20 protein-coding genes are annotated in these 19,587 nt (G+C 45.1%); 11 read left to right on the top strand and 9 right to left on the bottom strand.

Features of this window, described 5'->3' with window-relative positions; genetic code table 11:
- Positions 1–2 precede the first annotated feature (2 nt).
- Together C7460_RS24555 and C7460_RS16890 are read left to right on the top strand one after the other, a co-directional pair.
- A complete protein-coding gene (locus tag C7460_RS24555) occupies positions 3–155 on the top strand; it encodes a SiaC family regulatory phosphoprotein (protein ID WP_394340432.1) in 153 nt (50 codons plus the stop codon).
- Between the two features lie 387 nt (positions 156–542).
- A complete protein-coding gene (locus tag C7460_RS16890) occupies positions 543–965 on the top strand; it encodes a SiaC family regulatory phosphoprotein (RefSeq protein ID WP_115869307.1) in 423 nt (140 codons plus the stop codon).
- Between the two features lie 4 nt (positions 966–969).
- Here C7460_RS16890 and C7460_RS16885 read toward each other — a convergent pair whose 3' ends face one another.
- From C7460_RS16885 to C7460_RS16870, 4 genes are all read right to left on the bottom strand, one after another.
- Positions 970–1,755: a LamG domain-containing protein gene (locus C7460_RS16885; RefSeq protein WP_115869306.1), complete on the bottom strand. Its 786-nt coding sequence runs from the start codon at positions 1,753–1,755 to the stop codon at positions 970–972.
- Between the two features lie 28 nt (positions 1,756–1,783).
- Positions 1,784–3,334, bottom strand: a complete 1,551-nt coding sequence (locus C7460_RS16880; RefSeq protein WP_115869305.1) for a sulfatase family protein — start codon at positions 3,332–3,334, stop codon at positions 1,784–1,786.
- Between the two features lie 157 nt (positions 3,335–3,491).
- Positions 3,492–3,995, bottom strand: coding sequence for a carbohydrate-binding protein (locus tag C7460_RS16875; protein ID WP_115869304.1), 504 nt, complete (start codon positions 3,993–3,995; stop codon positions 3,492–3,494).
- The gene (locus C7460_RS16870; protein ID WP_115869303.1) at positions 3,992–5,089 is read right to left on the bottom strand and encodes a serine hydrolase domain-containing protein; all 1,098 of its coding nucleotides are present in this window, start codon (positions 5,087–5,089) and stop codon (positions 3,992–3,994) included. Before C7460_RS16870 ends, C7460_RS16875 begins: the two co-directional genes overlap by 4 nt.
- Positions 5,090–5,227: 138 nt before the next feature.
- Here C7460_RS16870 and C7460_RS16865 point away from each other — a divergent pair, with 138 nt between their 5' ends.
- The 5 genes from C7460_RS16865 to C7460_RS16845 all read left to right on the top strand — a co-directional run bounded on the left by C7460_RS16865 (position 5,228) and on the right by C7460_RS16845 (position 9,170).
- Complete coding sequence (locus C7460_RS16865; RefSeq protein WP_170148060.1) at positions 5,228–5,860, top strand: GntR family transcriptional regulator; 633 nt, start codon at positions 5,228–5,230, stop codon at positions 5,858–5,860.
- A gap of 1 nt (position 5,861) precedes the next feature.
- Positions 5,862–7,124 (top strand): MFS transporter, encoded by a 1,263-nt coding sequence (locus tag C7460_RS16860; RefSeq protein ID WP_115869301.1) that lies wholly within the window; start codon positions 5,862–5,864, stop codon positions 7,122–7,124.
- 3 nt (positions 7,125–7,127) lie between these two features.
- Positions 7,128–7,670, top strand: coding sequence for a D-lyxose/D-mannose family sugar isomerase (locus C7460_RS16855; RefSeq protein ID WP_115869300.1), 543 nt, complete (start codon positions 7,128–7,130; stop codon positions 7,668–7,670).
- A gap of 115 nt (positions 7,671–7,785) precedes the next feature.
- Positions 7,786–8,745, top strand: a complete 960-nt coding sequence (locus C7460_RS16850; RefSeq protein WP_115869299.1) for a sugar phosphate isomerase/epimerase family protein — start codon at positions 7,786–7,788, stop codon at positions 8,743–8,745.
- Positions 8,745–9,170: a GlcG/HbpS family heme-binding protein gene (locus tag C7460_RS16845; protein ID WP_115869298.1), complete on the top strand. Its 426-nt coding sequence runs from the start codon at positions 8,745–8,747 to the stop codon at positions 9,168–9,170. Before C7460_RS16850 ends, C7460_RS16845 begins: the two co-directional genes overlap by 1 nt.
- 37 nt (positions 9,171–9,207) lie before the next feature.
- Here C7460_RS16845 and C7460_RS16840 read toward each other — a convergent pair whose 3' ends face one another.
- Genes C7460_RS16840 through C7460_RS16825 form a run of 4 tightly spaced genes read right to left on the bottom strand, consistent with a single transcriptional unit; the run spans position 9,208 to position 13,326 of the window.
- Positions 9,208–10,266, bottom strand: coding sequence for an amidohydrolase family protein (locus C7460_RS16840; RefSeq protein WP_245986415.1), 1,059 nt, complete (start codon positions 10,264–10,266; stop codon positions 9,208–9,210).
- A gap of 19 nt (positions 10,267–10,285) precedes the next feature.
- On the bottom strand, positions 10,286–11,455 hold the full coding sequence (locus tag C7460_RS16835) for a tetratricopeptide repeat protein (protein ID WP_115869297.1): 1,170 nt from the start codon (positions 11,453–11,455) through the stop codon (positions 10,286–10,288).
- Positions 11,456–11,457: 2 nt separating this feature from the next.
- Positions 11,458–12,474 (bottom strand): oxygenase MpaB family protein, encoded by a 1,017-nt coding sequence (locus C7460_RS16830; RefSeq protein WP_115869296.1) that lies wholly within the window; start codon positions 12,472–12,474, stop codon positions 11,458–11,460.
- A gap of 45 nt (positions 12,475–12,519) precedes the next feature.
- Entirely contained in the window at positions 12,520–13,326 is an 807-nt protein-coding gene (locus C7460_RS16825; RefSeq protein ID WP_115869295.1) for a hypothetical protein, read from the bottom strand.
- Positions 13,327–13,629: 303 nt separating this feature from the next.
- On the opposite strand from C7460_RS16825, the gene C7460_RS16820 reads away from it, so the two are divergent.
- Genes C7460_RS16820 through ggt form a run of 3 tightly spaced genes read left to right on the top strand, consistent with a single transcriptional unit; the run spans position 13,630 to position 17,130 of the window.
- Entirely contained in the window at positions 13,630–15,186 is a 1,557-nt protein-coding gene (locus tag C7460_RS16820) for a SulP family inorganic anion transporter (RefSeq protein WP_115869294.1), read from the top strand.
- A 44-nt stretch (positions 15,187–15,230) separates the two neighbouring features.
- On the top strand, positions 15,231–15,443 hold the full coding sequence (locus C7460_RS23830) for a hypothetical protein (protein ID WP_115869293.1): 213 nt from the start codon (positions 15,231–15,233) through the stop codon (positions 15,441–15,443).
- Positions 15,433–17,130, top strand: a complete 1,698-nt coding sequence (ggt, locus tag C7460_RS16810) for a gamma-glutamyltransferase (RefSeq protein WP_115869292.1) — start codon at positions 15,433–15,435, stop codon at positions 17,128–17,130. The genes C7460_RS23830 and ggt overlap by 11 nt, the downstream gene beginning before the upstream one ends.
- Here ggt and C7460_RS16805 read toward each other — a convergent pair.
- The gene (locus tag C7460_RS16805) at positions 17,127–18,455 is read right to left on the bottom strand and encodes a flippase (RefSeq protein WP_147302993.1); all 1,329 of its coding nucleotides are present in this window, start codon (positions 18,453–18,455) and stop codon (positions 17,127–17,129) included. The two genes, ggt and C7460_RS16805, sit on opposite strands and share 4 nt — an antisense overlap.
- A 162-nt stretch (positions 18,456–18,617) precedes the next feature.
- Between C7460_RS16805 and C7460_RS16800 the strand changes: the two genes are divergently transcribed.
- The gene (locus C7460_RS16800; protein WP_115869290.1) at positions 18,618–19,583 is read left to right on the top strand and encodes a sulfotransferase family protein; all 966 of its coding nucleotides are present in this window, start codon (positions 18,618–18,620) and stop codon (positions 19,581–19,583) included.
- The last annotated feature ends 4 nt before the right edge of the window (positions 19,584–19,587 follow it).

The raw sequence follows: 19,587 nt of genomic DNA, 5'->3' as shown, positions 1-19,587 counted from the left end.
TATTGTTTGACTTGTTCAAATACTTGAGATCACTAGCAATGAATGGCAAAAAAGTGAAAGTCATCTGGGGATCAGAGGCTGGCAACACCGACATGTTGGAAACCGGCATGGACTACCAGGAGATCTACGAACTTGATTTTGAGTTTGTGAGCTAAGACGCGGCACTGCTACCACACCGATAAGCGCTCTAAACACCCCTTGATTACAGAACCAACTTTCACCTCTACGAAGGCTTGTCAACATGTGGAAATCACGACTCCACCCGAGGATTGAATAAGATCATCATTACCTCTTCTTATAATTCAAGAACTAAATAATCACCTCCCAACCCATAAATAAGGTGTTTTTACTCCTCACTTAGTAAAATCACCTATATCCATTTCGGATTCCACCTAATTCTTCAAATAAGAATTTTACCCTTATATAGGGTCCATGGCTACCCCATCTTTGTATTGTTGGTAATCCACAAAACGATCACCGGCTCCCATCCCCACCCACATTGGTTTCCCACCACCATTAAAGAACCGATAAAATACAGAGCCATGAACATTGCAATCCAAAACTTCAACACGCCGCATCAAGCACTAATCGCCACTCCAGTAAACATCAGCATGGAGCCTACGGAAAAAACTCCTTTTGTGAGATTTAGCAACCGCGAGTTTAAGCTGCAGGTGAAAGGCGCTTCTGTAGCGATGGACATGCATGATTTTTACAACCCCATTCTTTCAGAATTCAAAAAAGCTGCGGACTACATGCCTCAGGTAACTGTTGAGCTGTACTTCAGCAACCTCAACACCAGCACGGCTAAGGTTTTGTTTGACTTGTTCAAATACTTGAGATCACTAGCAATGGGTGGCAAAAAAGTGAAAGTCATCTGGGGATCAGAGGCTGGCAACACCGACATGTTGGAAACAGGCATGGACTACCAGGAAATCTACGAACTGGAGTTTGAGTTTGTGAGCTGAGTCACTATTCAGCAGCCAATGCCAGTATATCAGCGTCGGATAAGACCCGATTGTACACCCTGACCTGATCTATTTTACCCTCAAAACCACCCCACTCTCCCGCTCGGCCTCCTACATAAATTCGACACTCATCGGGCAATCGAAGGTCATTCAACTCACAATTAGCATGTATTTGCTCAATCCAGGACGGTGGGGCAATATAAGGTGGAGCTACCCTCTCTCCATTCTTAAATAGGTGTACATCAGCACCATCCACAGTCACAGCCAAATGAAACCACTCCCCTGGCACATATTGCCCGGTATCTGATCTGGCAATGCCCCAGACCTCTTCTCTACTATGTGCGCTCAGTGCTCGTATCTCTCCATCATGCCATACTTTTATGTAAAAATGACTACCTGTTTTCTTTGGTCCTCCATGTATGGCGCTGATACCTAAATACGCCTGCTCGTATCTATCTGTGGTGTGATTTGCCCATAAAGACAGTGTGGCTTTACCTCCCTTTACCATTTGACTTATTGCCTCAGAAGTAGAGGTTCGCACCATTTCACCGCCTTCATAGTTGTCATCGTTGTAAAACTGGATAGCCTTTCCAAACTTGCCAGGCACAAATCGCTCTACGGTATCCTGATCGTGTAACAGCTCCGCAAAATGACCTACGGATGACAGGTCTTCATACCCGCCATCAAATGGCAAATGCAAGATCAAGCCATCCTCAGGAAGCTGGCGCGATGGTTTACAGGCTATCGCCCAAAGCATGGTTAAGAATAAGAGAGGTCGGATAGAAGTCATAGTTTTTAAAGGTTGAAGGTTTTAATTTTCAAGAATCCCCATATTGAGTTCTTAGTTCTTTCAGTTTTTGATGTAAGCGATGCTGCACTTCTGCATACGCGTCAATACCATATAAATTATTCAGTTCATCCGGGTCCTTTTGCAGGTCATACAGCTCCCAGGTGTCAATGTCATGGTAGAAATGAATAAGCTTGTAGCGATCGGTACGCACACCGTAATGCCTCTTTACCTTGTGCCATCCATCTGGATATTCGTAATAATGATAGTACAGGGCTTCACGCCAATCGACAGGCTGCTGAGTGAGCAGGCTTTTTAGACTCAGTCCTTGATAATCATTCGGTATATCCACTCTAGCAAAATCTAAAAACGTAGGTGCATAATCGATATTCTGAACTAGCTCCTGCACCCTCAATCCAGGGGATACCGTACCGGGTAGGCGCATGAGTAGTGGGGTGCGGAATGACTGCTCGTACATAAATCGCTTGTCATACCAGCCATGTTCTCCTAGATAAAATCCCTGATCCGAAGTATAAACCACCAGAGTGTTTTCCGCCAAGCCAGATTCGTCCAGATAGTCCAAAACTCTCCCAACATTATCGTCCACTGACTTGATACATCTCAGGTAGTCTTTCATATAGCGCTGATACTTCCACAGGGCCAGTTCCTTGCCAGAAAGATTGGCATTGGCAAATGCTGCGTTGATCGTATCATAATGAGCATCCCAAGCTGCTTTTTGAGCATCAGTCATCCGATTATATGACCCTTTCCATGCCGACTCTGCATCAAATCGATCATTTCCTCCTTTGCCATTTTCCACTTCGTAATTTTCTGGGTGCAGCTTCATATCCATACTCAAAAACATATCTGCAATACGCATCTCAGCAGTGGCAGCTGCCTCACGTCCTTCATAGTCGTCAAAAAAGGTTGGAGGAACAGGTAAGTCTTCCTCGGCAAACATTTTCAGGTCTTCCAGATCCGGCATCCAGTTTCTATGGGGTGCTTTATGATGGTAAAAAAGACAAAAGGGTTTTTGCTTTTTTCGGCCTTTCAAAAAATCCAAAACATAATCCGTGATGATATCCGTGACATACCCTTCTTGCTGAAAGGTATCCGTGTTGGTCACAAACTCTGGAGTATAATAATCGCCCTGGTCTATCAGAATTTTCCAGTCATCAAAACCTTGTGGAGTAGATTTCAAATGCCACTTACCTATCAATGCGGTTTCATACCCTTCACGCTGAAGTAGCTTTGGGAACATAGGCTGACTCGCATCAAATACATCCAGGTTGTCGCGTTTTCCATTGATGTGGCTAAACTTTCCGGTGAGCATTACCGCCCTACTCGGAGCACAAATAGAATTGGTCACAAAGCTGTTTTCAAACAATGCCCCTTCCTGAGCCAGCCGATCAATATTTGGTGTTTCGATCAGCCCTCCACCATACGCACTGATTGCCTTTTGTGCATGGTCATCAGCCATGATAAAAAGTATATTGGGGCGAGCGCTATCGGTCAATTCCTCGTTTGATGCTTTGGGCGTGCAAGCGGTGATCACTAAAATCAGAAGCAGGAAATTTCTCATAGGAATGTGATTTGAGATTTAGGTTAAAAAAGTTTGAAGCAAAATAGGTAGAATGTGGAATGTAACCCATAGGGAAAATGATCCTTAGCGATTTACCGATGTACAAAGTGACACCTACCACTCTAGAAAGCGCCTCGCGCTTCCTGTCTACTGCTTGCTACATTTTGGATAAACTGATTTTTTCAAATACAATCTGATCAATACTGAACCCCGGAGATCTGCCTGCGAGGTAAAAGGTATGCTTGCCGTTGGATAGTTGATATCCCGGTGCTTCGTTCAATTCATGGTTGATGTCATGCCCCGTTTGAAGATTCCATCGATAGTTGGTATGTGAGTAAGCTTTTATCCACTGGCCATCATCCATTCGAGTCCACACATCATTACATTCTGTGAGGTCCTCACATTCGTACCGGTTCCGAAGTTTAAGTTGATAAAAACCAGACTCAGCGACCTTAAATGTATAGGCCAACACTCCTTCCTGAGGCTGAAAGCTGATACTATCAGATTTCCATGTGATGTAGCCGGATCCTGTATAGTCGTCATAGCTTGTTTCCAACTCCCACCCGGCATTCAGCTGAGTTTGTTCTGCCTCCAATACAATTTTTACTTGATCTGTCTCTCCAAAGAGACCAATTATTAATAGATACAATAGAGTGATCATTTTACTGCTTTTGCCAATTCCCTAAAAAACCTGTTGTAAACAAATCGCTTACCTTCCTCCGGGTTGCCATCCAGCCCCATACGTACGACCACCATATTCCACTCAGGAATCACAAAACAGACATTGTGGTTAAACCCACTCATAAAGGCTGTCCCATCTGGAGTATCGGGCATATCACCTGCAATGCCTTTTACCCACCAATTATACCCGTATCGTCCACGTCCATCCAGTGTGCGGTTATCAGTCTTTAAATCTACTTCCATAGGCACCTGATTGACCATGGCTGCACGTACCCACTCTCTTGGTACCAATTGCTCTTCTTTCCACTTTCCTTGACGCAGGTATAGATATCCTATTCTTGCCAGTTGAGTAGCATTCATTTCTATGTTGGTGCACCCATTTCTTATAGGTATTTTATCCAGACTCTGCTCAGGGCCCCACTTCCAGGTGCCTAGCTGAATCTTGTTCATGATCCTTTCAGAGAGATAAGCATGTAAATCCTCTTGTGCTATTTGTGTGAGCACCCGCCCAAGCATCATCATGTTCTCATCCCAATATAAGTATCCAGTACCTGGTGCAAAATGAGGTTCATCTGCTTGATATGGAGTCCATGACCAGTCATCACTTTCCCAGTCTGGCCATCTGGAACCACCCTTGGCACTATACCCAGAGGTCATGGTAGTAAAATGACGAAGCGTAGCATCTGAATAATTTTCCTGTAAAATGGGCTCAAACTTCGCCGCCTTGTCATCTAAGCCGCATTTTCCTTCCGCTATCAACAACCCCAAAGCCATGCTGGTAAATGACTTACTACATGAGTATATATTATGCGATTTAGTCACACTGTCACCCGCATAGATCACTCGTCCATTACGAATGACGAGCACCTCCTCTAGTCCGTCTCTGTGGCTGTAACGCTTCAGTGTATCCAGGGCTTGCTGAAGTAATTGACTACTTACTCCCTCCTCCTGTGGTGTAGCCTGTTCCCAGGTTTCCCCTGGATACAACCATGTCTCATGTTGGTTGTTAGAGCTACAACCTTGCACTAAACTCAGCATCAAAATAGCAGAAAAAATCCAATAAATTTGTTTCATTTTTCGTATACGGTATTCGGTTTAAGCCACCAATATTGTTTATTTAATTCACATTAACAAAGAATATGAACTATTCTTAATTTTGTTTTTTCTTTTGTAATTCTTATCTACTTTCGTATACGGTATACATTTATGCTTATGAAACTGAGTGCTGACGAACTGGGCAGACAAGCCTACAAACGTGTAAAAGACATGATCATCAATGGAGAGCTTTCTCCTGGTCAAAAGGTGGTGCAGGACAAACTGGCCGAACAACTGGGAATAAGTAGAACCCCATTGAGATCTGCATTACAAATGCTCGAAGGGGAAAACCTCATCGAATCCATTCCCCGTAGAGGTGTGGTAGTGAAGAAATTCACAGATCAAGAAGTAATTGAAATCTATGATTGTCGAATTGCACTTGAAACTACGGCTGTTAAATTATTTACCGATAGGGCTACAGACACTCAGATAAAAAGACTAGCTCAGCTATTTGAACCATTTAAAGACAGCAACCCTGTAGACGAGCCTACCTATCAAAAAGCAGACAGCAAATTCCACAATACCATCATCGACAAATGCGGCAACCAGTTTTTGTCCAACCTTTTTCACAAAGGAAACCTACTACTCGCAATAGACATGATTGGACTTGTAAGACCCCCTGCTGATACACTCAGTGAACATTTTGAGATCATAAATGCCATACAGCAACGTGATCCGGCAAAAGCTGCCCTTCACCTGGAAGAACACCTGGATGCAAGTAGAAGATTAATTAAAGTAAAAAAAGACTAACATGGCAGTGATCCCAACCAGACACAAAATGGTCTTCGGCACCTTCATATTAGCCATGATCGTACTTTTTGATCGGATATTGATCTCTGTAGCCAAAGACCCTGTAGCCAGTGACCTCAATTTATCAGACAAACAAATGGGCTGGGTACTAAGCATCTTTGCTTTAGGCTATGCCCTATTCCAAACACCTTCCGGTTACTTAGCCGACAAATATGGCCCTAGGAAAATCTTAACTGCGGTTGTCTCGTTGTGGTCTTTCTTCACGGCGATCACAGGTGCTGTGAGTCATTTCATCACCCTTCTGGTGGTAAGATTCCTATTTGGGGTGGGAGAAGCAGGTGCTTTTCCCGGGATGGCGAGGGCTATATATACATGGATTCCTCTTCGTGAACGAGGGCTGGTTAACGGCATCAACTTCAGCGGCGGAAGAATCGGAGCAGCGATCGCACTACCATTGGTAGCCTGGCTAATTGAGTTGACCAGCTGGCGTATGAGTTTTGTCATCCTGGGCGTTATTGGCATTATTTGGGCATTGATCTGGTATTGGTGGTTCCGAGACGCTCCTGAAGATCACCCCTCTATTACGGACCAAGAGCTTCGCCACATTCAAAGTAACATTCAGGCAAAAGAAACAGGCGACACAGGGTCAGCCTCAATGAAGTCACTTTTTGGCAATAAGACCATGTGGCTGTTGATGGGACAATACTTCAGCAGCAATTTCACGTTTTTCTTTTGTCTTACCTGGCTGTTTCCACACCTAAAAGCTAAATACCAGCTCGATGCGTTAGAAGCAGGCTTCTATTCTTCAGCTCCACTGATGTTTGGAGCTCTAGGTAACTGGACCTCAGGCTGGCTTGTAGATTTCGTATTTAAGCGAGGCAAATGGTCTCTTTCGCGAAAGCTACCTGCCATAATTGGATTTACACTCGCAGCTGTAGGAGTAATTGCCAGCATTTACATGAGTGATGTTACAGCAGCAGTGATATTCATCTCCATGGCTGTTTTTGGTGCGGACATGACGCTAAGCCCTTCCTGGTCAGCATGCGTGGACGTAGGCCAAGCTCATAGTGGCACAGTCAGTGGCACCATGAACATGGCGGGTAATCTGGGGTCCTTTTTTACAGCACTGGCATTTCCTTACATGCTTGAGCTTACGGGCTCAGATATTCCGTTTTTTTACCTCACTGCCAGCCTCAACCTTTTGACCATTCCACTTTGGCTTGCCATCAATCCAGAAAAACCAATTCAACTTACGAAAACATAAAAAATGATCACCAAAAAAGAATTCAACGAGGCGTGTGCTGAGGCACTACAAATGATCGCTGACGCAGGCATTGTACTCACCCTCGAAGATCGAGAAAAAATTACCGCTGCTGACTTTGGGCTGAGCAATTTAAGAAAAGAGGGAATTCAGATTCTCACCATGTTTGAAACCGATCGTATTGCTGGTAAAATTTTGGTTCTCTTTCCAAATCAAACCGAACCTGAGCACTGGCACCCCCCCGTAGGCAACGACCCAGGTAAGGAAGAAATCATCCGGGCAATCAGCGGCGATCTGTATTTCTATATCCCGGGAGAAGATACGCTGGACAAAGGATTCATTGTAGATGGCAAGTCGGACTGCTACACCATGCGTCACGAAGTAGACCTCAAACCTGGTGATCAGTTGGTATTACCGTCAGGCACCAAACACTGGTTTCAGGCAGGACCAGCCGGAGCGGTGATGTATTCCTTTTCCACGAAAGTGCGTGACACTCTGGACCAGTTTACCGACCCTAACATCATTCGTGAAACCAAAATTGTAGCATAACTAAACTACGAATACAGCTTACTTTCAGCATGAGCTGCTGGTCAAATCATAAAACCAGCAATGAATACTCCATACGCTGACAGCTAGCGATTAGATAAAAACAAACCACCAAAACATGAAACAAAGTATCATTACTGCCTTTTTAGGTAGCACAAGAGATCGATTTTCCGATTACCAGCAACCCACCGAACTGGAGCAGCGCCTACAACTTGCCGCACAAGTACCAGGAGTCAGTGGTGTGGAAGTAGTCTACCCATATGAAACCGGAGAAGCAGAGGCGACGCTTGCTTTGATGAAAAAATACAATCTGGAGTTTGCTGCCATCAATGCCAACATCAAGAAAGAAATCAATTGGGTACCTGGCGCCATCTCCCGCCCGCAGGAAGAACTTAGAAAAGGTGCTTTAGAAATAATCCGAGGAGCTAAAGATTTTGCCAAAAAAGTAGGCGCCCCATTGGTCACGGTTTGCCCATTGTCTGATGGGTTTGACAACCTCTTTCAAGTAGACTACCCAAAGGCATGGCGCAATATGGTCGATGCAATTGCAGAAGCTGCAGACTACCTTCCGGAAATCCCACTTTTCATTGAGTATAAAATCAACGAAACCCGTGTCAATTGTCACCTGGATAGTTGCGCCAAGTCCATCGTACTACTGAAAGATGTACAAAATTCATCCACAGGAATCACCATAGATTTTGGTCACTCGTTGCTCGCCAAAGAGAATCCAGCACAAGTACTCGCGCTCTGTGAAGAGTCGAACATTGACTACTACCTGCACACCAATGATAACGACTGGAACTTTGACTGGGACCTCATAGGAGCTTCCCGAAACTTCTTGCATACGGTTGAGTTTTTCTTCTATGCCAAGGAGTATGGCTACAATAAGTTTTTCACTGCTGATGCCTCCCCTCGCATATTCGACATGATGGGATTTTTCACTCAGCATGCTAAAATGAACCAGGCGATTTGGAATCTAGTGGAAGGCCTTGATCGTGCCAAATACCGGAAACTCATGGCCGAAGAACGCCACATGGACCTCATGGAACTCGTACGCACAGAAATCTACAGACTTTAATGCCGCTACAGACTCATTCAATTTCACACAAGGAAGCGCGCCACCTCATGAAGGTGGCGCTAAATTCCGCTCATAGCCACAAGGTACCCGGAGCAATAGCCATTGTGGATCAGGGAGGGCATCCGGTACTACTGGAAGTACTCGATGGCACCATGCACGCAGCAGCCAACATTGCCTTAGGAAAAGCTGCCACCGCGGTAGCGTTTCAGCGCCCTACCGGAAAACTAGAAGAAGTAATCTCCGATGGCCGGGCACCTATGCTCACACTCGACAGCTGTACGCCGCAACCGTACGTACCCTTACTTGGTGGGCACCCCATCTATTCCAATGACAAAATCATAGGAGGCATAGCCGTAGCAGGCACACTCAATGCGCAGCTCGATGAGGTAATCGTACTAGATGCTTTGAAGGAATGGAGATCTTAAACCAGCTTTTCAATCACCAAGTTGAATTACTTAGGTTTTAGTTTTGACCCTTACCTGAAAGGGAAGTAAGATTGGCTATTTCCTCCTTTGCTCCCATCCCCAACCAATCCAGCGTAGATCGGTACATAATGTTTTCCAGGTCGTCTTCAGGCAAGTCCATTTCTTCGATATACTTACCTATCTCCAGATCTCCTAACGGAAACGGATAATCCGAGCCGAGACATATTTTTTCTGACCCAATCAATTTCATTGCATATTCCAATAGCATGGGATCATGCGTGATGCTATCTACCCAAAACTTACCCAGGTATTCTCGTGGATTTACGTTATTGTGCACCGCCACGAGATCCGGCCGGCAGTTGAAGCCTCGCTCCAAACGGCCAATGGTAGGCAAAAAGGATCCTCCTGCATGCGCAAAACACACGCGCAGCTTGGGGTATCGCGCAAACACCCCTCCAAAGATCATGGAAGCAATGGCCCTGGCAGTTTCTGCCGGCATGCCTACCAGCCACGGCAGCCAGTATTTTTCCATATCCGCCTTACCCATCATATCCCAGGGGTGAACGAGGATGGCCATATCCAAACGCTCACAGGCTTCAAAAAACTCAAAAAACCGAGGCTTGCTCAGGTTGTGCTGATTGATGTTTGAACCGATCTGAACGCCCGGAATCCCAAGCCCCTTCAGTCGCTCCAACTCTTCGATCGCCAAATCCACATCCTGCATGGGCACCGTACCCAGCCCAATGTAGTGCTGAGGATACTGATCCACCACTTCAGCGATGTGGTCATTGAGGTACTGGCTTAGATCCAGACAATCTTTGGGCTCTGCCCAGTAGCTAAACATAACCGGTATGGTACAAATCACCTGCACCTTCGTATGAAACTCCTCATACTCTTTGACCCTAACTTCAGGATCCCAGCAGTTGGATTGAATCTCACGAAAGAATTTCTCGCCTTTCATCATCAGCGCCGCTCCAGGCTTGTGATGCAATAGGTTGATAAAGTCTCCATAGCCAAACTTATCAGCAAAATTGGGCAGTTTTTCAGGCAAGATATGCGTGTGCATATCGATTTTGAGTGGGGCAATTCGCGTCATAAGTCAAAAATAATAAAACCTATCGGCAATATTTTTTCAGCTTTCCAGAAGCTTCCAACATCCCCAAAGTTTGTGCGCGTTCCAGGCTGTGACAAGCTTCTTCTTTCTTTTTTAGCTCTAGCTGACACATTGCCGCATTGTACCAAACGATAGCATTCGTGGGGTCCACCACCAGATACTGATGGTAGTATGCCAGCGCAGTTTTATGTTGTTTTTGAAAAAAATACCCATTTCCAATTAAGTACAAGGTCTCAAAGCGGGTGTGATCTTGTTTGCGGGCAACTTCAAAATCCTCAATAGCGGCTTCAAACTGCCGAACCTTCAACAAGACCCTACCTCTATTGATGCGAGTGAGCACATCTGATGGATTGCGCTCCAGGCTGCGATCAAAGTAGACCTTAGCGCGCTGGTAGTCTCCCTGCTCCAATGCGCGAGAAGCTAGTAGACCAATGGTGGCGCCAGCTCCATCCGCCTCAATCAGTCCCTCCGGAAGTTCCACATCAGGATCCATAAGCGCCAAATTGTACCAGGCTAGCTGGTGTAGACTATCTAGCGCTACTGCTTGTCGCAGGTCCCGCTCGGCGTGTTCTCGTTGACCTGTCTTTTGATACAGCAATGCTCTCGTCACCAGAAAATCTGGATGCTCATCAAGTGCTATAGCCTGAGCCAGGTCTTCAAATGACTTGTCGTACGATCGAAGTGCCCGATGAGCCTGAGCTCTGTAGTGATACAGCTGTGCTTTAAAATTGGTGAGTGTCCCTACTTCTGTTTGCTGATTACCTGTGGGATCTATTTGAAAGTAAATACTGCGTGTTTCGGTTTGTTCTGTATCGATCAACAAGGTAAAGTCTTTGATCGCCTGAGAAGGATCATGATACTGGAGGTAAATCAACCCTTTCTGAAAATATGCCTCATGATAATCAGGATTGAGGGCGACAGCTGCCTCGAAGGACGCCACAGCGCGTAGGTCTTTACCCTCCGCAGTATATGTGAGACCTACCAGGTAATGCGCATCTGGAGTAGCCCTCAAAGCAATGGATTCGTTGAGTAAATTTCGAGCAGCGGAAAAATCAGATTGCCGAAAAGCTTCAAGGCCAGCCTCATACAATTCTTGGGACCTTATTTGTCCGTTTTGAGCTTGTAAATTGATGAAAAGTAGAAAAGCAGCAATCGCAATCAGATATCTCATCCTTATCTATACGAAAAACTGTGATTGGGTTTTACGCCTTCTTCACTTAGTTTTCGTCCAATCTCTGGAGAGACTCCTATGTGCTGCCGCTGGAAGTCCTTGAAGAAATTCATTGAGCGCAACAATGGATAGAGCGCCGCTTGCCTGAGTTGCGAACGTGGAATATCCAGTATTTCACAAAGTTCGTCACCTAGCAGGTACCCCATGAGCGTCACAGCATCTATTCCCAGTGTTGCCGGCTGGCTTTCAAAGTAGGCTCGCAAGCTTAGGGCCAACTCCCTACCCTCCTGGCTACTTTTAAATTCTCTATTAACAATATCTTTATCAGCCTGATGTGCTGCCCGTAGATCTTCCGGGATATATTCGGGCTGTATGCCCATATTTAATCCAATCAATTTCCACAACTCATAAAACGCAGCTGCCTCGCGCTCACCTACTCTTATTCCCAGCTTGCGTAACCCATGCAAACTCACCAGCGAAAATGCCATCAACGTTCCAAGTTGGTCATCCTGATTTACGGGCACCTCATCACGAATTTCCCTAGACGCATAATGACGTGCTGCAGCATGCATCAATCGCACTTGCACAGTGGCTACCAGACCTTTTCCATCAGGCTTCCATGCGCCCTTGGCACCGGCCGAAACCACAAATTTGGCTGTTTCACTTAGACGCTTTGCTGGCTGGTCTTTCAGACGCCTGGACAATACCAGGACACGTGCCCCTTTTGCTCCGGCATAACAATATGGAAGGCTATAAAGGCCAAGTACGCCCAAAATCTCAAATAAATACAGTTCGAAAAAGTCGTGACCAGCATTCAAGAGTCTGCTATCTGCTGGATCAGGAAGGTGTAGCGTTTGAAGTAACGGATGTAAAGGCTCGTACAGTGCTAATAGCTCGAGCAATTCGTCATTAGTAGCTACGGACAGAAAGGCCTGATAGCTTTTAGGATTTTCTTTGAAGAATGTGAAGGCACTGTCAGCAACAGGATCACCTATTTGTCTTCTGGGGTGATTGGTCATCAGTGAAAAGATTTCTCTAATAATCCAATACAGGGGTAAAAAGTTTTAATAAACTTTCTTAATGGTCATGCTACTCCCTTTGGCCAGGTGCTTAAACTTACCATTTTCGTATTGATAAAAACTCACGGCCATCACGAGGAAAAGTCCGATATGCTCCGGCACCTCCTGCTCATCAAGCGATACCATAGCAGTCATAGGTTCTGTCGGTATTTTCAAAATCGGAAGCATGGGGCTCTTGTAGGCTCCAAACTGTCCATGAAAATCTTTACTTAAAGGCTGATAGCACATCTCCTCCTGATCAAAATAGTAATCAGAAAGCGCAATTAGTCTTGCACTAATCTTAAAATTGGTAGCACCATCAGGTTTTTGAAAGGTGTTCTCCGGCACAAAAGCTGGAAAATGAAGGATTACCTGCCCTCTTCGGCTACCGGGTTTGATGAAGTACTTCGCACCAAAAATTTGCTCATATGGCGCTGTGGTGTTAAACTCAAATCCATTCAGATTGTGACCATGCTTGCTTAGATACAATGGTCGAGTTCCCGTTTTACCTTGTTCGTATTTTGCCAGATTTCGAAACTGTGCCGTCAGTCGTCCAGACACATACGTTTCGCAGATTTCAGACATGCCATCCGACAATGAGCTGCGCAGTACTTTAGACATCATTGAGGCCACCCCAAACTCCTTTTGATTGTTTCTCAGCTCCGCATAAGTAGCCTTACTTTTTACCTGATCACTAGTAGGACCTCCTTTTCGTGCTATGATCGTCTGATCTACTCCTTTAATCTTGTAGGCTCGGTAGCCTTTTGGCAAATTTTGATGCTCGAGAAGGTCTAGGTTAGCTGATGTTTTCATTTCGTCTGTACTGGTCGTTGGTTAAATGATCAAGATAATTGGGGTCATGAATATAACTAAACCAATAACAAACTAAAAGGAATTGATTATAAATTACCTTTAAGCACCTATTTTATACCTCCTGATTAACAGAATGTTATCAAAACGAATTATGAATTTTGCAAAATCACAAAAATAGAACACGTCTAAGGTGAGGATTTTCTCGATTTAATAATGCATTTTTCCTATTTTCCCAACATTTTTGTGGGACGCCATCTTCACCTGTTCAATTCCTTTTAAACCTTAAAATTCATCCACGAATTCATGAAACAATATTTTGGAAGCAACTTAAAAAATGACCTCCCCGCGGGATTGGTCGTAGCATTGGTCGCATTACCACTCTGTCTGGGAATAGCCCTGGCTTCTGGCGCTCCCCTCTTTGGAGGACTTATAGCTGGTATAGTTGGTGGCTTAGTAGTAGGTCTCTTTAGTGGCTCACAGCTTAGTGTGAGTGGGCCTGCAGCAGGTCTTACAGTTATTGTCCTCAATGCTATCGATACGCTGGGTACCTATGAATCTTTTCTACTAGCCGTATTCCTGGCTGGTTTGATTCAGTTTACGTTAGGCATGCTACAGGCGGGCATTATTGGTCACTTTTTCCCTTCTTCAGTAATTAAAGGTATGCTTTCAGCCATTGGGTTGATACTTATTCTTAAACAAATCCCTCACGCATTGGGCGATGATCAGGATTATGAAGGAGATGAAAGTTTCTATCAGCCAGACGGTGAAAACACCTTTACAGAAATCATCCTGGCCATTCAAAACATCGATATGGGTGCCCTGATAATCAGTGGCATTGCACTGGGTATTCTCATCATGTGGGAACGGCCGTTTATGAAAAAACAAAAGTGGACTTCTATTGTCCCTGGTGCACTGGTAGCTGTAGTTTGGGGTATGGCCGCTAATAGCATCTTATTTCCAAAAATGCTACCCAACCTTGTACTATCTGCCAAGCACATGGTAGCACTGCCTGTGGCGGGGAGTGTAAGCGAGTTTGTAGACTTCCTTACTGCACCGGACTTCTCGCAGTTTGCCAACCCTGACATCTATGTGGTAGCAGTGACTATTGCAATCATTGCTAGTTTGGAAACACTTCTTAGCCTTGATGCGGTAGATAAGTTAGATCCTTACAAAAGAATAGCACCAACCAATACAGAGCTAAAAGCACAAGGAATCGGCAACATGGTATCTGGCCTCCTAGGTGGTCTTCCTCTTACGGCAGTAATAGTTCGAAGTACAGCCAACGTGAGCTCAGGGGGTAAAACCAAGGTTTCAGCCATATTCCATGGTTTCCTTTTGATCATGTCTGTAATGTTCTTCCCAGACGTACTCAACCTGATTCCGCTTTCAGCATTAGCTGCAGTACTTCTGGTAGTAGGTTATAAATTAGCCAAACCTTCAATTTTTAAAGGACTTTATGCCAAAGGCACCTCACAGTTTATACCTTATGTGATTACCATCGTAGCTATCTTATTTACAGATCTGCTTATTGGTATCACCATTGGTATCATCGTAGGATTGTTTTATGTACTAAAAACCAACCTCCACAAAGCCATCACGCTGAAAGAAGTAGGTGAGCAGGAATACATCATCCGACTGGAAAAAGATGTAAGCTTCCTAAACAAAGCATTCTTACGTAGAACCTTGAGACAAATTCCTGATGAATCTCATGTGGTCTTCGATGAAACCGAATCAATCTTCATCGATGAGGACATCTTGGAAACCATTGAAGATTTCAAACACACAGCGAAGAACAAAAACATCACCATGGAGATCAAACAGCCTAGAGGTTCAAATAACCCTAAGCTGGCCAACGTTTGATGTCCTAATTGGAATTGATTAGCTTTTCGGAGATTTTCCAGAAAATGAAAAGCTTTCGAGTCTATAAACTTATTTTTTTACTGCTGGTCACCCCGCTCTTTTGGGCGGGGTGCCATGCTACCTACTACAAAGTACCGATCACCAAATCGCGCAAGCATTTCCGCCCCTATGATGCCAAAAAAGATCGAGGCAAGAAACGCGTAAAAATTAAGCGGTACAAATCACTCAAACGTACGAAAGGAATAAATGAAAATTAACCCCCTACTCCTTCTAGGTCTGGTAATTGTACTATTGGTCGGCTGCCAACCTGCTAGTGAAAACACGACTACAAACCGCGGCGCCCTGGGCGATAGTGCCATGATCGTTACAGCCCACCCAATAGCCACTCAGGTGGGGCTTTCTGTACTCAAAGCCGGAGGCAATGTAGTGGACGCAGCAGTAGCCTCACACTTTGCACTCACCGTAGTATACCCTCGAGCTGGTAATATCGGTGGAGGCGGATTTGCTGTCTTGCGCATGGCAGATGGAGTCGTAGATGGCCTGGACTTTCGTGAAAAAGCCCCGATGACCGCTCATCGCACGATGTACCAAAATGAGCAAGGAGAAGTAAATCCTGAGCTCAGCACACTAGGTCACATGGCAGTGGGTGTACCAGGCAGTGTGGCAGGCATGTGGCAACTGCACCAAAAATATGGCTCCATGGAATGGGCTAAGCTTGTACAACCTGCCATAGACATAGCTTTTGAAGGCCACCGGATCACCGAAGATGAAGCTGCTACACTAAATGAAAAACAAGAAGATTTTATACAAGGCAACACGCACACTCCCTGGGTAGTCAAAGAAGGCGGTTGGTCGGCTGGAGATCCTGTAAACCAGCCACAGCTTGCAGCTACTTTGTCCTTTATACGTGACTCTGGCCGTGATGGCTTCTACACGGGAATAGTGGCCTCACAAATAGTGGACGAGATGAAAACAGCCAATGGACTCATTACTCATGAGGACCTGCAGGCCTACGAAGCTATCTGGCGAAAGCCATTAATTACCTCATACAAGGAGCATACAATCATTGGAATGGCTCCCCCATCGAGCGGTGGTGTGGCCGTGGCTCAACTGCTCCAGGGCGCTGAGCAACTCCAACTAACCCAACACCCGCATAATAGTGTGCAAGCTGTACACCTTATGGCCGAATTGGAACGTAGAGTATTCGCAGACCGTGCCGAGTACCTCGGAGACCCTGACTTTACCAACGTGCCAGTATCCACGCTTACTTCACCCGCATACAATGAAGAACGCTTTGGCACAATAGCCCTGGATAAAGCAACACCTTCTGATCAGGTAGCTGCAGGTGAAGCGATGGCAGAATCTACCGAAACTACCCATTACTCCATTGTAGACAAATACGGCAATGCTCTGGCCGTGACTACCACCCTAAATGGAAACTACGGATCCAAAGTAATGGTAAAAGGTGCTGGCTTTTTCCTTAACAATGAGATGGACGACTTTAGTGCTAAGCCCGGGGTGCCCAATATGTTTGGCCTGGTGGGAGCAGAAGCCAACGCCATTGCCCCACAGAAGCGCATGCTGAGTAGCATGACTCCCACTATTGTAACTACTGACGGTGAGCTTCGGGCGGTAGTAGGAACTCCCGGTGGAGCTACCATCATCACGTCAGTTTTTCAAACAATCCTCAACATACTAGACTATAACATGACCATGCAGGATGCTGTAGCGGCCAAAAAAATCCACCACCAGTGGCTTCCAGATCGCATACTGGTGGAGAAAGGCGCTTTGGATCAAAAGCAAATATCCACCTTGGAGGAAATGGGGCACAACATAGAGTTTAGAGAAAAAATAGGACGCACTGACTGCATACTCGTATTAGAAAACGGGCAATTGGAAGGTGGTGCCGACCCGCGAGGAGATGACTATGCTGAAGGATTTTAAAATGGAACTTTGGATAATGCCAGCTGCTTGAGCCGTAGAAAATACTGTTTGGAGTAGCCTGGCAAATTCTTAAGGTTTACCTGAAAGTTTCTCCACAGGTATATCTGATTGATGATGAAAACCAGCAGCATGGTAGACAATGTAGCATAAGCTGCCCCCATCACTCCTACCATAGGTATTATCAAAGCATTTAGCGTAGCATTGATTGCAGCATTTCGCATCACAAATAACATATTGAGTCGTGCTTTGCCAATGGCATCCAAAAGTATACCCATCTGCTTGTTGAAAGGAATAATTAATCCATAGAGCATGGTAACTTTTAATACGGCAGATGCCTCTCCGTAGGCCTCACCTGCCAGTACCCAGATGATCTGATCAGAAAAAATGATTCCGAGTATAGCCATAGGTGCTACAAACATGATGATCACACTGACGGATTTCTCATAGAGCTCTTTCATGGCTGCCTGATCATCCACTTCGGCATTTTTTACGGCCTTTGGAAACAAGATAGAAGCCATAGCCATCGTAGGCACTTCAAACAAATTGGTAACTCGAATAGCTACATTGTACACGGCAACTGCCGCAGGAGATATAAACCATGCCAGCATCCAGCTATCAGTATTTCGCAGAATTATCCCACTAATGTTCGTGCCCAGCGTATATTTCCCATAGTGAAACAACCGATAAGCCCAGCTTTTACTCCAAAACACCTTACGCTTGGCCAGTCCTTTTCCAAACCAATAAGCAGTAACAGCAGCTATACCTGTGGCAACCAAATCCAAGACCCCAAGTGTAACGATATCTATCTGCCAATTAGAAAAATAGTACGTTACAATTCCCACGAACAACACTCCATTTTTGAGCACCCCGGAAGTCATTGGCCCTATAAAACGAAAATGAGCCTCCTGCACGTTGTTGTAATGCGCAAATACTGCCCAGCAACAATTGGTAAGTATGTAGATATAAAATAGCTGTTCCAATCCCGGGGCATCCCAGACACGCTGCAAACCATTGGCACCAACAGCCAAAATCAAGCTACTAGCCCCTGCAAAGGCCAGGTTTAAAATAAATGAAGACCCCTGCAACCGTCTTCGCTCAACACCTTCAAGTTTACCCAAAAACCGAATCAGCGGCTTTTTAAAAAAACCTTCGCGTATGGTGTGTATGAGAGTAGTCACAGAAACGAATAGCATCCATACGCCATATCCTTCCTGGGGAAGCATACGTACTAGCAGGTAAAAATTAAGCACACCAAACCCTAGCATAGCCAGGCGCTGAAAAAGCGTAAGCTTCCCTGCTTGTATCCAATATGATTGCTTTCCCATAAATGTTTTGCCTTGGTGCAGCAGCAAATGAAGAGGCTAAAATGTTGCTAATGCAGCCCTCTAGCCAAAAACCTCTGCCTTGTAAGGCAATTGTAAGTCCGAGAGCATAAGTACTGCCCATTGTCATGGTTACTTTTAAAAAAACCATAAAGCAACACACAAATGCAAGCCACTAAAGCGAAAGACAATCAGCTATACACTCAAAAATCCCATGAATGGATGCCAGACTTTTTGGTGATTGGGGCTGGTAAGTGCGGTACCACATCTCTCGACAACTACTTGAAACAACACCCCGAAATCTATATTTCCCCGGTAAAGGAACCCAACTTCTTTGGGTATGAAATGCTCTCTGAAGCAGACCTGGCGGCACGACCAGGAGAACAATGGCACTACCGGCAATCCGTCACCAATCTGGAAGACTACCAGACACTATTTGATGGGGCCACTTCCGAACAAGTGAGCGGCGAAACCTCCAACACTTACCTGTACCACCAAATGGCTCCTGAGCGTATTCGCTATCACAATCCAAACATGAAGTTAATAGCCATTTTCAGACAACCCGCAGAACGCCTATGGTCCAGGTACATGCATTTGGCACGTGAAAACCGGCTACCAACTCGTCACTTTTCTGATTGTCTGGACCAAAGCAGCATTTGGTGGAAACGAAACGATCTCATACGTGAAGGCTTTTACTACAAAAACCTCAGCAGGTATTACCAGCTCTTTGGTGCAGACCAAATTAAGGTATACCTGTTTGACGAATTCAAGGCAAATGGCCCCGAAGTGTTAAAAGACATTTATGCATTTTTAGGCGTAGATACAGACTTTCAGGTAGATAAACTCGTGGCCCTTAATCAATCAGGCATTGTGAAAAACAAATCGTTGGACGGACTTATCGGCAACCATGGCTTATTGCCAAAGCTGTCTAAACGCGTGTTTGGCAAGTACTATCAAGAGCTAAAAGAAAGTCCACAGCTGCAAAGCCTACTTGTAAAGCTTAGGAAGCGTAACCTGGAAAAACCAGCCATGGATCCAGAAATCAAGCAAATACTTACTCGGGACATCTACGGTGAGGACATCCAAAACTTACAAAAACTAACAGGTAAAAACCTGAGCCACTGGTGGTGAAAAA

Source organism: Marinoscillum furvescens DSM 4134 (genome assembly GCF_003386095.1).
Classification (GTDB): Bacteria; Bacteroidota; Bacteroidia; order Cytophagales; family Cyclobacteriaceae; genus Marinoscillum; species Marinoscillum furvescens.
This window is presented reverse-complemented; position numbering and strand designations above follow the sequence as displayed.